The 20,316-nt window shown below is 70.6% G+C and carries 10 protein-coding genes; 4 read left to right on the plus strand and 6 right to left on the minus strand.

Annotated features, from left to right (window positions below):
- Window positions 1–149: 149 nt before the first annotated feature.
- A complete protein-coding gene (locus tag QSK20_RS21515; protein ID WP_285790401.1) occupies window positions 150–1,412 on the minus strand; it encodes an MFS transporter in 1,263 nt (420 codons plus the stop codon).
- Between the two features lie 241 nt (window positions 1,413–1,653).
- On the opposite strand from QSK20_RS21515, the gene QSK20_RS21520 reads away from it, so the two are divergent.
- The 3 genes from QSK20_RS21520 (at window position 1,654) to QSK20_RS21530 (ending at window position 10,521) form a co-directional block, all read left to right on the plus strand.
- Window positions 1,654–9,012, plus strand: a complete 7,359-nt coding sequence (locus QSK20_RS21520; protein ID WP_285790402.1) for a non-ribosomal peptide synthetase — start codon at window positions 1,654–1,656, stop codon at window positions 9,010–9,012.
- A gap of 274 nt (window positions 9,013–9,286) precedes the next feature.
- Entirely contained in the window at window positions 9,287–9,910 is a 624-nt protein-coding gene (locus QSK20_RS21525; protein WP_285790403.1) for a helix-turn-helix transcriptional regulator, read from the plus strand.
- Window positions 9,907–10,521: a response regulator transcription factor gene (locus QSK20_RS21530; protein ID WP_285790404.1), complete on the plus strand. Its 615-nt coding sequence runs from the start codon at window positions 9,907–9,909 to the stop codon at window positions 10,519–10,521. Before QSK20_RS21525 ends, QSK20_RS21530 begins: the two co-directional genes overlap by 4 nt.
- Window positions 10,522–10,556: 35 nt before the next feature.
- Here QSK20_RS21530 and sbnB read toward each other — a convergent pair whose 3' ends face one another.
- From sbnB to QSK20_RS21545, 3 genes are read right to left on the minus strand one after another with little or no spacing between them, the layout of a single operon-like run.
- A complete protein-coding gene (sbnB, locus tag QSK20_RS21535; RefSeq protein WP_285790405.1) occupies window positions 10,557–11,552 on the minus strand; it encodes a 2,3-diaminopropionate biosynthesis protein SbnB in 996 nt (331 codons plus the stop codon).
- Window positions 11,536–12,558 carry a 2,3-diaminopropionate biosynthesis protein SbnA gene (gene sbnA / locus QSK20_RS21540; RefSeq protein ID WP_285790406.1) on the minus strand — a complete coding sequence of 341 codons (1,023 nt, stop codon included), beginning with the start codon at window positions 12,556–12,558 and terminating at the stop codon, window positions 11,536–11,538. Before sbnA ends, sbnB begins: the two co-directional genes overlap by 17 nt.
- Before the next feature lie 46 nt (window positions 12,559–12,604).
- Window positions 12,605–12,817: an MbtH family protein gene (locus tag QSK20_RS21545; RefSeq protein ID WP_285790407.1), complete on the minus strand. Its 213-nt coding sequence runs from the start codon at window positions 12,815–12,817 to the stop codon at window positions 12,605–12,607.
- A gap of 220 nt (window positions 12,818–13,037) precedes the next feature.
- Between QSK20_RS21545 and QSK20_RS21550 the strand changes: the two genes are divergently transcribed.
- Window positions 13,038–13,634 (plus strand): hypothetical protein, encoded by a 597-nt coding sequence (locus QSK20_RS21550; protein WP_285790408.1) that lies wholly within the window; start codon window positions 13,038–13,040, stop codon window positions 13,632–13,634.
- 41 nt (window positions 13,635–13,675) lie between these two features.
- Here the strand turns inward: QSK20_RS21550 and QSK20_RS21555 are convergent, their stop codons facing one another.
- Both QSK20_RS21555 and QSK20_RS21560 read right to left on the minus strand, forming a co-directional pair.
- Window positions 13,676–16,582, minus strand: a complete 2,907-nt coding sequence (locus tag QSK20_RS21555; RefSeq protein WP_285790409.1) for an ATP-binding protein — start codon at window positions 16,580–16,582, stop codon at window positions 13,676–13,678.
- A gap of 422 nt (window positions 16,583–17,004) precedes the next feature.
- The gene (locus QSK20_RS21560) at window positions 17,005–20,094 is read right to left on the minus strand and encodes a type 2 lanthipeptide synthetase LanM family protein (RefSeq protein ID WP_285790410.1); all 3,090 of its coding nucleotides are present in this window, start codon (window positions 20,092–20,094) and stop codon (window positions 17,005–17,007) included.
- Window positions 20,095–20,316 lie beyond the last annotated feature (222 nt).

The following is a 20,316-nucleotide window of genomic DNA, read 5'->3' on the forward strand; positions in this document are numbered from 1 at the left end:
GGATGTGGGTGGGCGGTTGACGGTGACGGAGATGTTGCCGACGCCGGAGCAGGTGTGGTTGACCGATGACGTGGGCAACCGGTACACGTCGGAACTGCGGTTCGTGGCGGTGGACCAGACCCGGACGGACAGGGCGTGTGCGTAGTCGGTCAGCGGGCAGCGGCCGCCGGGGCGGAAGCGGACTGCGGCCCGGTGGTCACCGCCGAGGGCAGGGCCGGGGCGTGGCGTACCGATGGGCTGACCGTGGCCACCACGGCGAGTGCCAGCATCCAGGCAGCCAGCAGCCACAGGCTGGTGGTCGCTCCGACCTGTTCCAGTAGGAAGCCGCCAGCCAGAGGGCCGATCGGGACGCCGCCCATAGCGATCATCCCGCTGGCGCCGAGCACCCGGCCCTGGATCCGGTCGGGGGTGATGGCCAGCTGGTACGAGGAGATGGCGATGTTCCAGATGGGCCCGATGAAGGACATGAGCGTGAAGATCGCGCCGATCCAGTACGGGCCGGGCGCCAGCAGGAGCAACGGCAGCAGTAGAGCCCATGCCCAGTTCGCGCCAACGACGATGACCCTCATCGACAGGTGGCTTTTGATGGCGGGGGCGAGCAACGACCCGAGCACCCCGCCGACGGCACCGATGCCCAGCATCACCCCCACTGCGGACGGGGACGCGCCAAGATCGTCGGCGATCACGATGAGCACCAGGAAGAGTGCCCCGAACAGCAGGTTGCTGCCAGCGACCACCAGCGTGGTGGTGCGCAGGAACGGCTGACGCCACAGCCAGGCCAGACCCTCGGTGAACCCGCCTTGCCGCCGTGTGCCGCCGCGGTCGCTCTGGAGATCCTTGCGGATGAGCAGCAGCGTGACCAGTGACAGGGCGTAGGTGAGGATGTCGAAGAGGAAGGGCACCGCCCGACCGAGCCCGAACAGCAGGCCGCCCAACGGCTGGCCGAGCATCGCGCTGCCCCGTACCCGGATCTCGCTGCGTGACATCGCCGCAGTCAGCTGGGAGGAGTGCACTACGTTGGGGATCGCCGCGGCGGCGGCGATCCGGTAGCACACCGCTAGGCTTCCCTCGATGAAGCCGACCGCGAGGATGTGCGGCAGGGACAGCCGGCCGGCCAGCAACGCCAGCACCAGGCTGCCCAGGGCCAGCGCTCGCAACACGTCAGCCCAGATCATCACCTGCTTGCGGTTGCACCGGTCGACCAGAACACCGGCCGGCAGTTGGAGCAGCAGCTGAGGCAACAGGGCCACGAATCCGGTGAGCCCGGCGTCCGCGGGGGAGCCGGTGAGGGCGAGCACCAGCAGCGGATAGGCGACGGCTGAGGCGTGGGAGCCGAGGTTCGACAACGCGGTTCCCGTCCAGAGCAACAGGAAATCCTGATTACGACGAAGAGGCGGCACCTGTGTCGACATGGGTTGATGCTGCGGGCATCGAAGTGGTCTCGGATGAGAAAAGGCGGTGGCATCGGAGGCAGACCTAGGTGCGAGCGGATCTGCCGGCCTGACCCTCACCGTCGGGTCGCGGGCACGGCCACGCTGGGTCCGGCCGTCGCCGGCATCGGTGGCCCGCAACGGTACGGGCGGCGGTCACGATCGGGACCGCAGGGCTGCCCGGCTCCGGGGTCGACCGACTGCCACCAGAGAAAGGCTACCGATGAGCACGAGCTCGGTTTCCCGCGAGGAACTGCTCCAACGCCGGCTGCGCGGACTGGCGACCAGGGCGGACGCCGGCATCAGCCGGGTGCGCCGCGACGGTGCCCTGCCGGTGTCGTTCGCCCAGCGCCGGCTCTGGCTGTTCGACCAGATGCAGCCCGGCAGTACCGAGTACCTGATGCCGGTGCGGCTGCGGCTGCGCGGCACGCTGGACACGGTTGCGCTACGCCGTGCGCTGGACGAGATCGTGGCCCGGCACGAGGTGCTGCGGACCCGCTACACGACCACCGACGGGGAACCGGTCCAACTCGTTGACCCGCCCGCGTCGATCCCCTGGGAACACACCGACCTGTCCGGGACCGACCGGGACACCGCCGAGCGGCTGCTGGCCGATCTGGTCGAGAGGGATGCCGACCGTCCCTTCGACCTGGCCGCGGAGTGGCCGGTGCGGGCAGCGCTGGTCCGGCTGGCCGACGACGAGCATGTCCTGCTGATGACGCTGCACCACATCGCCGCCGACGGCTGGTCCGAGTCGATTCTGCTCGCCGAGCTGGACGCCCTGTACGCCGCGTTCGCCGCCGGGCTGCCCGCGCCGCTGGCGCCGCTGCCCGTCCAGTACGCCGACTTCGCCGCATGGCAGGTCGACCGGCTCTCCGGCACGTACCTGACCGCGCAGCTCGACCACTGGCGTACGGCGTTGGCCGGACTGACGCCGTTGGCGCTGCCGACCGACCGTCCCCGACCGGCCGTGCGCAGCAACGTGGGTGCGGCGGAGTCGTTCACCATGCCGTCCGACCTGGCCGCCTCTCTCGTCCGTCTCGGACGGACGCACGGGGCGACCCCGTTCATGGTGCTGCTGGCTGCCTTCCAGGTGCTGCTCGCCCGCCATTGCGGTCAGTCCGACGTGGTGGTCGGCAGTCCCGTGGCCGGCCGGGACCGGACCGACGTCCACGGCCTGATCGGCCCGTTCGTCAACATGGTGACCCTGCGCACCGAGGTGGACCGCAGGTTGGCCTTCGTGGATCTGGTGACGCGCGTCCGGGAGACCGTGCTGGAGGCGTACGCCCATCAGCACATTCCTTTCGAACGGCTGGTCGACGACCTGGACCCGGTCCGGGACCCGGCACGTACGCCGCTGTTCCAGGTGGTGTTCCAGGTCGAGGACGCCCCCACGGGGCCGGCTGCGCCGGCGGGGAACACCGCCGTGCGCGCCGAGCGGGAGCCCGTCGGCTGGGAGGTGGCCAAGTATGACCTGAGCCTCAACCTCGCCTCCCGCCCGGACGGGACGATGGTCGGCAAACTGGAGTACGCCACCGCCCTGTTCGACGCGACCACGGTGCGCCGGATGGTGGGCCACTACCTGCGCCTGTTGCGGAGTGTGGTCGCCGACCCCGACCGTCCAGTCGGCCGGCTCGCGATGCTCACCGACGCCGAGCGCCGTCACCTGCTCGCCGAGCGCAGCGGTACCGGGGAGTCCTTCCCCGTGACGCGAACCCTGCCGGAGCTGTTCAGCGAGCAGGCGCGGCGCACCCCGGACGCGGTCGCGGTCACCGGCCCCGGCGGCACGCTGACCTACGCGGAACTGGACGAGCGGGTCGACCGGTTCGCGCGCCACCTGCGTGCGGTCGGTGCCGGTCCGCAGACTCTGGTCGGGGTCTGTCTGGACCGCCGGGTGGAGCTGGTCGTGGCCCTGCTCGGCGTGCTGCGGGCCGGCGCCGGCTACCTCCCGCTGGACCCTGGGCAGCCTGCCGACCGGCTGCGGTACATCCTCGACGACGCCGGTGCGTGCGTTGTCGTCACCCACAGCGACCTGGTCGGGCGGCTACCGGCGGGTGACGTGCCGGTGGCGCTGGTCGACCAGGACGTGCCGCGGCACCCCGACGTGCCGCCGCTGCCCGCCGGCCGGCCCGACGACGTCGCCTACGTCATCTACACCTCCGGCTCCACGGGACGGCCGAAGGGAGTGCCGGTCAGCCATGCGAACGTCGTGCGCCTCTTCGACTCCTGCCGCGCCGCCTTCCGGTTCGGCCCCGGCGACGTGTGGACGTTGTTCCACTCGTACGCGTTCGACTTCTCGGTCTGGGAGCTGTGGGGGCCGCTGCTGCACGGAGGACGTCTCGTCGTCGTGCCGTTCGAGGTGTCCCGCTCTCCGCATGACTTCCTGGAGCTGCTGGTCGCCGAGCGGGTCACCGTGCTCAACCAGACGCCGTCAGCCTTCCGCACCCTGGTCGAGGCGGTTACCGAGACGGACACGGCGCCCGGGGAACTGGCGCTGCGGACGGTCGTCTTCGGTGGCGAGGCCCTCGACGTCGCGGACCTCGCCCCGTGGTTCGCCCGGTTCGGTGCGGACAGTCCTGAGCTGGTGAACATGTATGGGATCACCGAAACGACGGTGCATGTGACGTACCGGCCGATCCGGCCGGAGGAGATCGTCGGCGGGACACGTAGCCCGATCGGGCGTCCCCTGCCGGACCTGCGGATCTACCTGCTCGACGACGACCTGGAACCGGTTCCGGTCGGTGTGCCCGGGCAGATCTTCGTCGCCGGAGCTGGACTGGCCCGGGGCTACCTCAACCGGCCGGCGCTGACCGCCGACCGGTTCGGCCCCGACCCGTTCGGCCCGACGCCGGGCGGGCGCATGTACCGCACGGGCGACCTCGCCCGGTGGACCCCGGACGGGGAGCTGGAGTTCCTCGGCCGCGCGGACGATCAGATCAAGATCCGGGGACACCGGATCGAACCGGGTGAGGTCGAAGCGGCCATCCGCACGCACCCGGACGTCGACGGCAGCGTGGTCATCGCCCACCGCGGGGCCGGGGACCAGGAAAATCGACTCGTCGCCTACGTCGTCGGGGCCGAGGGCCGGACGGTCGACCTCACGGTGCTGCGCGAACATCTCGGCGCGCGTCTGCCGTCGTACATGGTGCCGGCGGTCTTCGTGCCGCTGGACGCGATCCCGATCACCGGCAACGGCAAGGTCGACCGACGCGCTCTGCCCGACCCGGGTACGGCCCGGGGACTCGGTCCGACCGGTCTGGTGGCTCCGCGCAATCCCGTCGAGCAGATCATGGCCGAGGCGTGGACCGCGGCGCTCGGCGTCGACGCGGTGGGTGTGCACGACAACTTCTTCGTCCGTGGCGGAGACTCCATCCGCGCCATCCGCGTGGTCGGCGCACTGCGCCGACACGGCATCGACGTGACGGTGCGGGACCTGTTGTTGCACCAGAGCATCGACAGCCTCAGCCGCCTGGTCGCCTCGGCGTCCGGCTCGGCGTCGGCCGGGACCGAGGAACAGCGGGTCGCCCCCTTCGCGCTGCTTCCTGAGACCGAGCGAGCGGCGCTGCCGCCGGACGTGGTGGACGCCTACCCGCTGTCCATGGTGCAGGCCGCCATGGTCTACCAGATGCTCGCCGACGACGACAGCCCTTACCACAACATCACGCTGTTCCCGATTGTCGACGACGCGCCGTTCTCGCTGTCCGCGCTGCGTGAGGCGGCCGCGCTGCTGGCCAGCCGGCACGAGATCCTGCGGACCAGTTTCCGCCTGGACGCCTACCCGCAGCCGCTGCAACTGGTCCACGCGAGGGGCGACGTGGAGGTGGGCTACGAAGACCTGCGTGGGCGCTCGGAGCAGGCGGTCGAGCAGACGCTGCGGAAGTTCACCGCTCGGGTTCGGCGCGAACTGTTCGACACCGCCCGGGCACCGATGCTGCGCTTCCACGTCCACCAGACGGCGGCAGACCGGTGGACGTTCTCCTTCATCGAGTGCCACGCCATCCTGGACGGCTGGAGCCACCATTCCCTGATGGCCGAGTTGCTCGCCGACTACCGGAGCATCCGCGACGGCCGTGGCCTCGACCGCCGGCCGGTCCACTCGGTCCGGTACGCCGACTTCATCGCACTGGAGCAGCGGTCCCTAGCCTCAGCGGCGGACCAGACGTTCTGGGCCGACCGGCTGGCCCGGTTCGAACCCGTCGCGCTGCCGGCGGGCTGGGCTGCCGATCCCGGTGCGGGCGAGCGGCCGTACAAGATCGGGTTGTCCTTCGCCGATCTGGAGCCGGGCCTGCGACGGCTGGCCGCAACCGCGGGAGTGCCGCTGAAGAGTGTGTTGTTCGGCGCGCATCTGGCGGTGCTGCGCGCCGTGGGCGGGTCTCACCGGTTCCACAGTGGTCTGGTCTGTAACGGACGGCTGGAGACTGAGGGTGGCGAGGCGGTCCGCGGCATGCACCTGAACACGCTTCCGGCCGGCGTCGAGCTGACCGGAGCGACCTGGACCGACCTCGTGCGGCAGGCCTTCGCGGAGGAGGTGGCGATCTGGCCCCACCGGCGTTTCCCGCTGCCGGAGATCCAACGGCGGTGGGGCGACGGCACCCCCCTGGTCGAGGTTAGCTTCACCTATCTGGATTTCCATGTGCTCGACGGGGACGCCATCGACTCGGCCGGGGTGGTCGACGTGAGCCCGAACGAATTCGCCCTGGACACGTGGACCTTCCCCGGTGCGCTGTTCTTCACCGCCCGCCCGGAGCGGATCAGCCGGGCCAACGGGCAGCAGTTGGCCCGGATGTACCGTCGGGTGCTGGAGTCGATGGCGGCCGATCCGGGCGGGGACGCCCGGGGCGCCGCCCTCGACGAGGCGCAGCTCGACCTGCTGACCGGGTTTGTCACCGGTCCTGAGGTCGCCCATCCCGACCTGTGCGTGCACGAGCTGTTCGAGCAGCAGGTGGCCCGAACCCCTCAGGCGGTGGCGATGCGCTGCGCCGACGGGGAGAGGGTCAGCTACGCCGAGCTCGACGCGCGGGCCAACCAGCTCGCCCACCACCTACGTGCCCGGGGTGTGGGTCCGGAGGACCGGGTCGGACTGCTGCTGCGTCGCGGACCGGAGCTGATCGTCGCGCTCCTCGCCGTCAACAAGGCCGGCGCGGCGTACCTGCCCGTCGACCCGAACCACCCTGCGGATCGGATCCGAATGCTGCTCGAGGAGGCTCGGGTCGTCATGATGGTCACCGAGTCGGCCGTGGCCGACCGGCTCGACGGGGCACCCGTGCCGGCGGTCGTGGTCGACACCGACCCGGCAGTCGCCCGGTGCCCGGTCACCGGGCTGGGTCGCACCGCGACACCCGACGCCCTGGCCTACATCATCTACACCTCCGGTTCCACCGGGGTGCCGAAGGGCGTGATGATCGAGCATCGGAACCTGGTCAACTACGTCCAGTGGGCGATCGAGGCGTACACCCCCCTCGGTGGCACCGGCGCTGCCCTCTACTCGTCGGTGGCCTTCGACCTGCCGCTGACAGCGATCTACCCGGCCCTGCTCACCGGCCAGTCGGTGACGCTGACGGCGGACGACGGCACCCCCGGCCTGGACGGTCTGGTCGAGGCCATGCGCGGCGGCGGCTTCGGGCTGCTCAAGGCGACCCCGACGCATGTGGCCATCCTCAACGGGACGCTGTCACCAGACGAGATCAGGGGCGCGACCGGGAGGATCGTGGCCGGGGGTGAGGAGCTGACCCGGGAGATGGTCTCCGCCTGGGCTCGGTACGCCCCGGACACCGTCATCGACAACGAGTACGGGCCGACCGAGACCACCGTCGGCTGTTCCTACACCGAGAACACCGCCGACAAGCTGGCCTCTGGCGTGTTGTCGATCGGCCGACCGATCCACAACACCGTGATGCGTGTCCTCGACGCCGACATGTGCCCAACCCCCGTCGGGGTAGGCGGCGAGCTGTACGTCGGCGGTGCGCAGGTCGCCCGGGGCTACGTGGAGCGGCCCGAGCTGACCGCCGAGCGATTCGTCCCCGACCCGTACCCACCGCGGCCCGGCGCCCGCCTGTACCGCACCGGGGACCTGGCCCGCTGGTGCGAGGACGGGACGCTGGAGTTCCTCGGCCGCGCCGACCACCAGGTCAAGGTCCGTGGGTACCGGATCGAGCTGGGTGAGGTGGAGGCGGCCCTGCGGCGGCACGCCGACCTGCGTGACGTCGCGGTGCGCGTGCACACCCGCCCCGACGGGGAGCGAAGTCTGGTGGCCTACCTGGTGCCGACCGGTGAGCTCGACGGCGAGGCGGTGGCCGAGCGGATGTCCCGCACGATGCCCGAGTACCTCGTTCCCTCGGCGTACGTGGTGCTCGACGTGTTGCCCATGACCGCCAGCGGCAAGGTGGACGCCAAGGCGTTGCCCGCCCCCGGTCCGGTCCCGGCGACCCGTCCGTACCTGGCCCCGCGCACCGCCGTGGAAAGCATCCTGGCCGGCGCGCTGGCCACAGTCCTCGGCCTGCCCAAGGTCGGTGTGGACGAGTCCTTCACCGCCCTCGGAGTGCATTCCATGACGGTCATGCGTCTGGTGGTGGAGTTGCGTGAGAAGCACGGGCTCGGAGTGGCGTTCCGGGAGTTCTACCAACACCGCACCGTGCGGGAGCTGGCCCAGGCGGTCGACCCGGGGCTGCGCGACGGGTTACGTCCCGTCGCCGCCGCGAACCCGGACGACCCCTCCGACTGGGAGGCCGACGCGTTGCTGTGGTTCCGCCGCGAGGGCGACCTGCCACCGCTGTTCTGCGTCTATCCGGGCGGCGGGCAGTGGTACGTGCATCTCGCCGAGTACCTGCCCCCCGGCCGTCCCGTGGCCGCCCTGGAGTGGCCGGGCATGCACCGGCAGGTGCCCTCGCCGCAGAGCATCGGGCAGGTCGCCGAGATCTTCCTGCGGCAGATCCGGACGGTGCGCCCCACCGGCCCGTACCACCTGCTCGGCTGGTGCGGGTCGGGGCCGGTCACCGGCGAGATGGCCGCGCGCCTGCTGCGTGAGGGCGAGCGGGTCACCTACGTGCTGCTTGACCCGTCTCAGGACAGTCACACCCGGCAGACCCTGTGGGAAGCCTGTGCGGCATTCGCCGAGGGCGAGGATCTGCTGGTCGAACTGGACCTCTGCACCGATCCGGAGCGGATCGCCGAACTGCAGCGGCGGTTCGTGGCGGTGCTCGACCGGGTCATCGACGAGGGCGCGAAGGAACCGCCCGAGCCGGGCGACACGTTCTGGGCCAGACGACTGAAGGTGTGGCGGGAGTTGCATCAGGCGACCCTGGGCCACCGGCAGCGTCCCTATCCGGGACAGTTGCATCTGCTGGTCGGCGACGAGCTCGCCGAAGGGTTGCATGTGGTCGCTTGGGGACAGTCCTACGAGCAGTACCGGCAGCGGTGGAGCGACTTGACACCCGGCGGCCTGCGGATCCAGCGGGTGGGTGGGGACCACCTGGGGGTTCTCAAGCCGCCGCACGTGGCCGACCTGGCCGGCACACTCGACGACCTCATGCGACGGACCGAGCGGATGGCCGCGACGGGAGAGGACGTGCAGCCGGTGGACTGACCGACGCAGCGAGGGAGGTGGGTATCCGGCGTGGTCACCATGCCGGATACCGCCGTTTCCGGAGCTGCCGCGCTGCGGGTCCCCCCCCCGTAGATTCTCGTGCGTTCGCCTCGCCGGTACTCCTCGCACGGCTGCTCGGCAATGCACCGCATCGCATAGACACAGGTCGCGGCGGCGAGGGAATCTGCGGGATTGTTCCCGATGCCGACCGTGAGGAGCGTCGGCGACGCTGATCGGGCCGAGAAAGACCCTTTGCCCCGCACTGGAGGAACCGGTGGTTGATCCCGTTCACGTCAGCGTCATCGCCTCGGATCCGGTGTTGGAGGCCGGCGCGACAAGCGCGCTTCGGAACAGCTCCCACCTGATTCCGGTGTCGTCGCAGGAGCCGGCCGATGTGACGGTGGTGATCGTCGACGAGGTGGGCCCGCGGGCACTGGACGTGGTGCGCGGCCTGCGCAACGCGACGCACCGGCCGGAGGTGGTGCTCGTGGCGACCGAACTGATCGCCGCCGACGTGCTGCACGCGATCGCCGCCGGCGCCCGCGGCCTGCTGCGACGCCGGGAGGCCGACTCGGCCAGGCTCACCCGTACAGTCCTGGCCGCTGCCCAGGGCGACTGCGCCATGCCCCCCGACATGCTCACCTGGCTGCTGGAAGAGAGCCCGGGCAACCGGGCCGCCGCTGCGGCAGCGAAGCATCACGCCGGTGCGGGCCTGAGCGAGCGGGAACGCGCCGTGCTCAAACTGGTGGCCGAGGGGCGGGAGACCCATGAGATCGCGCGGGAGTTGTGCTATTCGACGCGCACCGTGGTCAGCGTGGTGCACGACATCACGCACCGGTTCCGGCTGCGCAACCGGGCGCATGCCGTCGCGTATGCCCTGCGGGCGGGGCTGCTGTGAGCGACGCCGGTGACATGCTGCGGGTGCGTCTCGTGGTGGCCGATCCGCGCGGGCGGCAGGATCTGCTGGCGATGCTGGCCGGTGGCGGGGTCACCGTGGTGCCCGAGGCGGACGTCTGTGCGGACGTGCTCCTGGCCGCGGCCGGCACGCTCGACGAGGCGCTGGCGCTGTACCGTTCCCCCCACCGGGGTGGCGGCACCCGCGGGGTGGTCTCTCCGGCGCTGGCCATGGCCGAGGCGTTCTCCTCGAATGCGGTGCGACGGGCCATGGCCGCAGGGGTACGGACGATGCTGCGGCGCGCAGACGTGACCAGCGCCGGTCTGGTCGCGGCGCTGCACTCCGCTCGGCACGGCGACGGGCGGCTGCCGTACGCCGTTCTGGTACGGCTTCTCGGGGCCGAGCCGCGGCCGGCGTCCGCGTCACCACTGACCGTGCGGCAGACGGAGGTGCTGGCCTTGATGGCCGAGGGGCACGGCAACGCGGCGATCGCCCGGATGCTGCGCTGCTCCGAGCACACCGTCAAGAACGTGGGCTACGAGCTGATGGCCCGGCTGCAGGTGCGCAACCGGGCCCAGGCGGTGGCTCGCGCGGTACGCGCCGGCCTGATCTGACCCAGGCGGCGCCCCGTGACGCCTGGGTCAGCCGGTCACCCCGTCTGCTCCGGCGGGAGGAAGTCGGGCAGTTCCACGCCGAGCCCTCGGCGCCGGGCGTCGCGCAGCACGAGGTCGGCGACGGCCAGGTCGAGGACACCCAGCCCGAACGGGGAGAAGAGGGTGACCCGGTGCGGGTCACGCGGGTGCTGTGCTCCGTCACGCAGCAGGTCGCCGAGGGCGGCGCGAATGAAACCCCGGTTCCCCGTCCGCTGCTCGGCCAAGTGCAGCGACGTGCCGGCGCAGCAGACGTGGTCGGCGTCGTCGACGATGTTGTCCGCCGCGAGGACCGCGTCCACCGGCACGTCCCGCAGCGACAGGTGCAGCACCAGAGACCCGGGCCGGCAGGCGGCCAGATCCAGGTGCGGGCTGGTGGCGGTGGTGGCCACACTGATCAGCGGGTGGGCGGCCAGGGCCGCCTCCGCTGTATCGGCCACTGTCACGTCCAGCTCCCCGGCCCAGCGCCGGGCGAACGCCGCAGCCCGGTCTCGGTCCGGATCGAACAAGGCCGCCTTGCGTATGCCTGGATGCACGGTCCGTAGAAAACGCAGCACCTCGGTGTTGATGAAGCCGCAGCCGAGCAGGGACACCCCGGTCGCGGGTTGCGCCGCAGGCAGGACCGCCGCCGCCAATGCGGCGCCAGCCGCGGTCCGCCATGCGGAGATCGTCGAACCCTCGATCAGGGCGACCGGCTGGCCGGTCCGCATCGAGTTGAGGACGATCACGGCGGAGGCGCGCTGCAGGCCCTGTCGGACGTTGCCCGGGAAGGACGCGATCCACTTCATCCCGGCAACCGCTTCGCGCCCGCCGAGGTAGGCCGGCAGCCCGATGATGCGGTTGCGGTCGTCGTCGGGGAAGCGCAGGAACACGGAGTGCGGCAGGGCGCTGTCGCCTGCCGCGTGCCGCAGGTACGCCTGCCGCACTGCCGTGATCACCTCCGATTCGCGTCCGACCAGTACCTCCTGGACAGCCTTGTTACTGATGATCAGCAAGTGCCACCTCCACTGGATCGTCCTTCCACAGCTGCGTGACGTCGCCGAAGTGCTGCGCGACCCAGGCGTCGTCGTAGACGCTGTCCAGGTACCGCTCGCCACGGTCGGGCAGGACCAGCGCACAGATCGACCCGGCGGGAATCCGGTGCCGGATCCGGTCCAACGCGCTGACCACCGCTCCGGAGGAGCCACCGGCGAGGATCGCCTCGCGGGCGGCGAGCCGGCGGCAGCCCACCACGGACTCCAGATCACTGACGTGGACGACCTCGTCGGCAAGTCCCGGTCGGTGCAGCGCGGGACGTACGGCCGCGCCGTGACCGGGGATGAGTCGCTGCCCGGTCGGTGTATGGAAGATCGCGCTGCCCTCCGCGTCGACCGCCACGATCCGGGTCGGCAGTCCGCACTCCCGTACGAACTCCGCGCAGCCCCGCAGCGTGCCGCAGGAGCTGGTGGCGCAGAAGACGTAGTCCACCTGCCCGTCGAGCGCCTCGACGATCTCCCGCATCGTGGCCCGGTGCGCCAGCGCGTTGCGGGGGTTCGCGTACTGGTTCGGGCACCAGGCACCGGGCAGTGTGGCGACAAGCTCCTGTACCCGCCGGATCCGCACCGGAAGGTACTCGCCTGTGGCCGGGTCCCGGGTGGTGACGGTTTCCACCTGAGCACCGAAGGCGCGCATGATCGCGATGCTCTGGGCGTTGGTACGGGGGTCCACCACGCAGATGAACCGTACGTCGAAGTACCGGCACGCCTGCGCCAGCCCGATGCCGAGGTTGCCCGAGCTGGATTCCACTATCACGGACCGGCCGGGTACCACCTGGCCGGCGCGGATCGCGCCGGCCAGCATCACGTACGCCGAGCGGTCCTTGATGCTGCCTCCCGGATTGGCCAACTCCAGTTTGGCGTACGTACGCACGGAGTTGTCCGGGAAGATCCGCGTGAGCTGCACCAGCGGCGTCGCACCGATGGTGGAGAGCACCCCGGTCGTCAGCTCGGGATACCCGCCCATCAGGGTCTCTTTCCCGGCCGGTGGGCGCGGCCGGTGAACAGCGCGATCACGCTGCCCCCGCTCCGGCCTCGGCCATGCGTCGACGGAGGCTGGCGGGGCGCATGTCGGTCCAGACGCGTCCGATGTGGTCGAGGCACTGCTGGCGGGTGCCGGTGGTACCTTCGGCCTCCCAGCCGGGCGGCAGGTCACGGTCGGCCCACCAGATCGAGTACTGTTCCTCGTCGTTGCGGACGACTCGGTAGAGGCTGTCATCGGTCATGCTGGGTCTCCTGCCGGCTCGTCGAGTCTGCTCTGGCCTGCCAGCGTGCCGCCGCCGAGGTGCGGAACGTAGGGACAAACACGCAGACAGGCCGACGTGGCCACTCTGCCGCTATGTCCCTGTCTCGGACCGCTGGACGGGCGGCAGGCTTGACCGGCAGTCGGGCGCAGGCCGGTCGGAGCCGGCGCAGGTGGCACGCCCGCGGCCCCTGGGAGGATCGATGCTCCATGCACCACGTCACGACGCGCCGCCGGGCGGGGACGTGCTCGGCGGCGCATCGTGGTCCGGGGCCCTGCGTCGGACGCAGCCGGCGGCGCTCCTGGCTCAGCAGGGCCGACCGGTGCGGCCGCCCCCGGTGGCCAGCCTGATGCGCGACGCGACGAGCGCCGTGATCACCATCGCGGGGCTCGTGGATCCCGTGGCATGCCCGGGTGACCTGTTGCGGCTGGTCGCCGGGACCGGTACGACGGTGGAGATGGTGACCGTCCTGCCCGCCTTCGGCGACCTCGCCGACCTGATCTTCGTGGTGCCGTCACGATGGTGCGCGACGGTCACCGGCATCCTGGCCGCAGCCCAGCCGGCGATCGCGTTCCGGCAGGTACGCTGCGAGCACGTGCTGTTCCGGCTGACACTGGCGGGGCCTGGTGTGGGCTGCCCGGCCGGCCGGTGGTCGGACACGCTGCGTCGGGCGAGAGTGCCCCTGCTCACCTCGGCGGTCGTTCCGGACCGCGTGGAGGCGATGTGTCGGGGGGTTGGCATGTCCGTCAGGGCGCTCTCCCGGCTGCGTGCTGCCTTCGATGCCCCAGGCGCCGGGTAGAGCACCGGGCGGCGGGTCGTTCAGTGCGACGAGAGGAACATTCAGCTGCGGTATCCGCGGGAGGCGAACTCGCTCAGGGCGATCCGGTTGGGTAGCCCGGTCTTGACGATCAGGTTGGAGATGTGCCGTTCCACGGTCCGGGCGGAGAGGTAGAGCCGTTCGGCGATCTCCCGGTTGCTGAGCCGCTCGACGAGGAGTTGCAGCACCTCGAACTCCCTGACGGTGACCCCGGCCGAGCGGAGCGAGCCCGGCACCTGACGGAAGCCGGCACGTCGCTGCGAGACCCGGACTCCCGCGGTGCGTAGCAGGGCACGGCAGGCTCCGGCGACGGCGCTCACGTCGGCTGAGTGGAAGTACTCCTCGGCGGTGCGCAGCCAGTCGACCGGGGTGCCCCACCCGTCGGCCAGAGCGGCCTCGGCGACCAACCGAAGCCCAAGATGGCGGCCCATCGGGTATGGCTGTCCGACCCGCGATGCCTCGGCGACGGCGGCGCAGGCGCGGTACTCGTCGCCGGCCCGCCCGGCGAGGACGGCCCGGGCGAAGAGCGCGAACTGACGGTCCCAGCGGAACGGCGTCAGTGGAGCGGCCACGGCCGGCTCCGTCTCGTTGGTCCCGCCGTGCAGCGCGCTGAGCAGTAGGTGTAGCCCGTACCGCCCGATGAGCTGGATCGTCGTCGGGTTCCGCGTGTCCGCCGTGAGCGCCTGGGACATATCCGCGACAGCTCGGAAGCGGTTCTCCTCGAGCAGGGCGCAGAACGTCCGGGCCAGCCCGTGGATCCGCGGGCTGTTGCGAGTTTGATCGCCGTGCGCGTCCACCAGTTGAGCGAGGGCGTCGTCCATGTCCCGGCGCCGACCCCGGTGGGCGGCGAGGACCACCCGCAGCAGCATGACGTACTCGGTCGTCTCCAGCAGCTTCAGCCTGCTGGTGGCTGTCCGCACGTCGTCGATTAACGCCGCGGCCCGCTCGAAGTCGCCGCGCAGGATGGCTTGCAGGGCGATGCTCGCCTCCGCCTGGTATCGGGCAGTTACCGCGCCGATCCGGGTGGCCTGCGTCCGAGCCTGTTCGAGCCGCTCCGTGTCTGCTTTGCGTAGCGCGTCGTCGTTGCCGAGCCGGACCAGTGCGTGGATCTCCCATATCGGCTGGTCGTGCTCCACCGCGATCGTGCGGCTGCGTTCCAGGTAGGCCGTGGCCTCAGCCGGGTCGCGGTGCCGGACCAAGGCGCCGAGCAGCTGCCAGGCCTGGCAGGCGACCACCGGCAGGGGCACCGTCTCCGCCACGGTCGCCGCGCGTCGGGTCATCGCCTCCACCTGGTCCAGGCGATCCGGGCCGGGTCGGTCGAGTTCGAGGTGGGCGGCCACCACGTCGACTGCGGCAACATCGGCCGGCAACGCGTCTGGTCCGAGCAGGGCCCGGGCCGCCCGTACCCGGTTCAGTCCCTCGGACAACTCGCCCGCCAGCATCGCGGCCCACGCCAGCCGGGTGTGCAGCCGGGCCAGTCGTCGCTCGTCGAGTGCGCCGGCCACCTGCTCGACGAGTTCTACGGAGGCCAGCGCCCGGTCGATCCGGCCCGCCTCGGCCAGCGCGTAGATCAACGGCTCCAGTGCGTCGGCGCGGACCGACAGGTCGTCGTCGACCAGCAGTTCCCAGGCCCGTTCCAGCAGCGCTACAGCGGAGTTGGCGGCCCCTTCGGCCAGACATCGCCGTCCCGCCTCGGCGAAGAGGCGACCTGCGGCAACCCGCTCGCCCCCGGCGAGGCGTAGGGCGGCGGTGATCTGGCACCACTCACCGGGCAGGCCGGGGTGGACGGACGCGACCGCGTCGGCGGTCCGGCGGGCCAGTCGGGTCCGCTCTGCGGGCTCCAGCAGGCTCAGCAGTGCCTCCTGCACCAGTGGGTGCTGGAACCGGTACCAGTCCGGCGTTTGGTCGTCGGCGGCCACGAGCTGTGCAGTGAGCGGACCCTGCAGGTGGGTGAGTAACTCTCGGTCGGGCATCCCGGTCACCGCCTGCGCCACGGCGAGCGGAAAACGGGAGCCTACCAGCGCACTCGCCATGATCAGGTCCCGGGTGCGGTCGGGGAGCTGCTCGATTCTGCGCCGGACGCTGCGAACGAACGTGTCCGGCCGGCTGGCCAGGGCGCCCTCGTGGATCTGCCAGCCGGTCTCCGTCTCGACCAGCATGTCGCTGTCGCATACCCCGGCCAGTAGGTCCTCGACCAGGAAGGGGTTTCCGGTGCTGCCGGCCCAGACCAACTCGGTGACGGTCGCCGGCACGTCCTGCGGGCTGGTCTCCAGGTAGGAAGCGATCATCTCAAGCACCTGCGACCGGTCCAGCCGGTGCAGTTCGATCAGCACGCCGTGGCCGCGCTGCGCGACCGAGCGCACGAGGTCCAGTGCGGGGCACGGCTCCGGACGGAGCGTACCGAGCAGGAGTGCGGGCTGCCGGGACAGGTTGTCGACCAGATACTCCGCCACCCCGAGGGTTTCCGAGTCGGCGTCGTGCAGGTCCTCCAGCGTCAATAGGCAACCGGATTCCCGTCCGGCAAGCGCCGTGAGCCGGAGCATCGCCTCAGCCAGGATGATCAGTGAGGTGTCGCCGTGTTCTGCGGACACCGGACGCAGATCTGGCACCAGCCGCCCGAGCACCGGACGGTACGGGCCAAGTGCGTCAATGTCCACCAGTTCGCCGGCCCTCAACAGCGAAAGGACCGCCTCGGTTAGCGACCGGTATGGCACCAGCGGCCCGGTGGTGCTGCTGCGCCCCTGCATCAGCCGCATACCGGAGCCGTAGGCGCGATCTGCGGCGGTGGCGGCGAGACGAGACTTTCCGATGCCGCCCTCGCCGATGAGAAAGATGGCGCCTCCGCTGCCCGACCGTGCGGCGGCCAGTCCTTCCTCGATCACACGTCGCTCATGGTCACGACCGACGATTACCGATGAACGAAGCCCCACAGTTGACGGACTTTACCGTTATTTCGCATGCCGTGTCTACGTGAGACACGGATCTCTGATCTCGGCTTCTGGGAGAACCGACTGATGGTTGATTCGGGTCATTCCAATAGGCGTTGGTCACTAGCCTTCAGTCGGGGGGCAGCAGGTCGTGCTGGTGCCGGAAACAATGCGTACGGGGTCGTCGACGACACCCTGGACGGGGACACCGCCGCCGGTGGTCGCGACAATCAGGCCAGCGAGGATCGCCGCGCGGAGCCTGACGGGAGAGGGATGGCGGTGGTCGCTCCGCTGCGTCGGCTCGCCGGTGTGCTCGTCGTATCCGGTCCGGGCGTCGCTGGTGCTAGACATTTGACCTCCTGTTACATTAATACGGGCGTTTTTGAATAGAAGGTATTGGTCGAAAAAAGGGGTCATCGGCTCATCTATCGCGGCCCCGATGGTTCGAGCAGCAGTACGGAGGGCACCTGCGTGGCGAAGCCGAGGCGCAGCAGTCCGTAGCCGATGCCGGCCAGCCCGGTGAGCAGCCCCGGCGTGACCACCTCGTCGGGGGTCCCACAGACCGGTCCGTGTCGACGAAGCGCGTCCAGGACGAGGCCCGCGCGACGCTGACACGCCTGAGCGGCCCTGCGATGGCAGCCTGTCCCCGCAAGCACGGTCAACGCCTCGGTCACTCCCAGTTCGCCGTGGCAGAGGCTCAGATCCCGCAGCACTGCCCGATTGGACAGAACCCGGACACCCCGGTCGACATCGTCAACGACGGTCGTGACTGCCGTGGCCACCAGACGTCCCGCGTGCCCCGAACACCAGCCTCGGTTGCCGTCCGATGCCTCCGGTACGGCCGACACCAGTGCCATCGCCCGCGCGGTGACGGACCGGTAGCGGGGCAGAGGTGCGGCCATCCGGTGCAGGGCGTAACCGATGCCGGCCCATCCGGTGCCGAAGGCGTCCGACCTGTCGTCCGGCGCTGCCTGCCGCACGATGGGAACCAGCAGGTCGGCACAGCGCTGAGCCAGCCGCCATGCGGAGGTCAGTCCGAGTTCGCGGTGCACGGCGAGCATCGCGGCCAGACATCCGGCCACACCGTCCGTCCAACCGGGCAGGGCCGGGTCCGTCGCGGTAGCAGCGAGATCGACGGTATCCGCAGCGAGCGCGGCGAGATCCGGATCGGCGAGCAGCACTGCCAGCCTGGCCAACGCGTAGGCCATGCCACCCAACCCGGACATGCCGCCGCAGCCGACCGCAGCCACGAATTGCGGCTGTCCGGCCAGCATTCGACATAGTTCCGGGTAGGAGTGAGTGGCGCGGCGGGCGACGTCGGCGTAGCGGGGTATCCTGGTCAACCGGGCTACCTGGGCCAGGAAGAGAGCCACACCGAGATGTCCGTGGGCCAGGCTAGCTCCGGCCGGCAGGAGCAGCCACTCATGGTCGTCAGTCGGCTCCACCCCCAACCAGTTGACCCTGTCGCCGTCAGAGATGCCGGCTGCCACGATCCGGTCGGCAACCTCGCACGCGGCGGCAAGCAGGCGCTGCGGTGGAGCGGCGACCGTGTTCAGGTGCCGGAACGGCCGGCCCGCGGGCTGGTGAACCGGGGAGGGTCGCCGGGTGGCCATGGTCGCCGTGATGATCCATTCCTGGTCCTGTCGATCCACCTCACCGAGCCGGGTGATGGTCTCCTCCACCCGCTCGTTCTCAGGCCGGTCCAAGAGGTTCGGCAGCCGACGTCCATCCGAGGTCCACAGATCGCGACTGCCTGGACGGGTCTGAAACAGCGGAACGTCACCGGCCCACAGGTCAACCGCCTCATCCGCCGCGACGGTTCGCCGAAGCCGGTCGTTCGCCTCCAGCCACAGCGGGGCGAGCACCTGGTCCCGGTCCAGCCCGTCGCGCAGCACCGCAGGGTAGCCCGCTTCTTCGAGCAGTGCCCGGTACCGGCGGGTGGGCCGGACCACCACCCGGACGTCGAGGTCGGCGCAGTGACGCACGATGTCCAAGAGCCTGTTCCGGTCCCGAGCCGCCGCGTCGTAGGCCAGCCGGAACCCACGCAGAAAATCCCTTCGGTAAACGGCGGGCTCCAATGCCTGGCCAGCCAGGACAGGCCGACTGTGCCCGTCGGCCACGTGCGGCGCACGCCCGCTGGGCTGCATCTGGTCGGTGCCGGCCACCTCCCAGCGCAGGACCGTCGAGCACACCGAACCGGCCAGAGCTGACATGTCCGTCCCACTGCCGACCTCGGCCCAGGGCAGCAGCGCGGTGCGGGCCACCGAGTGGGCGAGTACCCGCGCGGCCGGGTCGGCGGTGCCGTAGGCCGCCGGCATGGCCGGGTGGAACAGCGTCTCGGCGTCGACCACCAAGGGCTGGCTACCGGCGGCGATGACATTCTCGCAGTGCATATCGGTGGCGTGCACGATGTGCAAGAGGGCGAGTAACGCCCCGAGGCGCCGGTAGTAGGCCGAGGCGGCATCGGAATCGGCCAGTGGAGCGCGAGCGACGAACTCCATCCAGCCGTGGCCGCCGCTGGCGAGGACGGCCGGCGTGCGCAGGCCGAGCTCGGGAACAGCAGCGTTCAACCAGTCGACCAGCTCGGTCAGACGCAGTTGGGCCTTTGTGCCCCGAGGTTTGTAGACAACTCTGGAGCCGTTGCTGAAAGAGAGAACCCGGACCCTCCGGCCCCGTTGATGGGGATCACTCTGCTCGGTGCCGACCGTCTGCACCATCCCAGGGTCGGCACCGTCGAGCACGACGCGGACGACGGCCGGCCGGTCTTCGACGAAGCGAATCAGCGCCTCGGTCAGCGCATCGGCCTCGAACTGGCTGGATTCCGCGAGAAGCCGGGCCAGCACCGGGTACCTGGCGAAGATCTCGCCCAGTCCGGCTGGCGTGCTCAGCTGCCGGACGAAGTCGGCAAACCGTTGCCGCCCGTCGGCTCCGCGTAGACGCCCCGCATCCCGCCAGGCGTGCAGCTCGACGACGAAGGTGCGGGCGGCGACATCCACCAGCCGTCGGCTCAGGTCGGCATCGAAATCGGCTACTATCCCGGGCACGTCGAGCCGGCCAGCGGCCTGATACGGCGTGAGCCGGGTGACGACCTCCGCCACCGTGGCTGTCACCAGCTGCCGCAATGGCCAGGCGAACGCCTCCTGCCACCGGCTGGGCACCGGCGTGTCCGCAGGTGGCGGAACCGCCGACCGAACCGCCCCCTCGACAGTCCGCGCCCAGCGAGGGCGGCCAGTCCGGGCGGCCAACGCGGCAGGCGGTTCGGCAAGCAATCGCAGCAGGTCCGCTTCGTCGAGGCCAACCTCCGCCAGCCACTGCTGAAACGCCTGCTCGCCGTGTGGGCTGTACCGGGCCCGCCACCGGTCGAGCCGGGCCCGCGACGATCCGTCCAACGGATCGTCGAGCCGGTCGATCCCGCAGGTCCGCTCGTGCAACGCCAGGGCAGGCGCCCACCAGCCGTCGCCGAGGACATCGGAAGCGGTGGTGCTTCCGATTCGCTGGGTGGGCTCCGTGTTCATGCGCCTACAGTGCCGGGCTCGGCCACTTACAATCATGGGTGCAAGACACGCACATTCTCCTTCGCCGTCAGGCGGCCCTGGCGGGTGCGCTGGGTCACGTCCGGGCAGGTGGTGTAGGAGAGGGCTCAGGCGCGGCGGGTACGGGTTGCCTGCCGAGCCGTAGTAGGACGACGCGGCAGCGAACAGCGGCACGCTCGCCGTGAGCCACCCCCGCTTTCATGG

It is taken from the genome of Micromonospora sp. NBRC 101691, assembly GCF_030269285.1.
GTDB lineage: Bacteria > Actinomycetota > Actinomycetes > Mycobacteriales > Micromonosporaceae > Micromonospora > Micromonospora echinospora.

Coding starts and splice junctions, on each gene's coding strand:
- QSK20_RS21515 (WP_285790401.1), bottom strand. CDS start 1,412: ATGTCGACACAGGTGCCGCCTCTTCGTCGTAATCAGGATTTCCTGTTG.
- QSK20_RS21520 (WP_285790402.1), top strand. CDS start 1,654: ATGAGCACGAGCTCGGTTTCCCGCGAGGAACTGCTCCAACGCCGGCTG.
- sbnA (WP_285790406.1), bottom strand. CDS start 12,558: ATGGGCGGGTATCCCGAGCTGACGACCGGGGTGCTCTCCACCATCGGT.
- QSK20_RS21545 (WP_285790407.1), bottom strand. CDS start 12,817: ATGACCGATGACAGCCTCTACCGAGTCGTCCGCAACGACGAGGAACAG.
- QSK20_RS21550 (WP_285790408.1), top strand. CDS start 13,038: ATGCTCCATGCACCACGTCACGACGCGCCGCCGGGCGGGGACGTGCTC.
- QSK20_RS21560 (WP_285790410.1), bottom strand. CDS start 20,094: ATGAACACGGAGCCCACCCAGCGAATCGGAAGCACCACCGCTTCCGAT.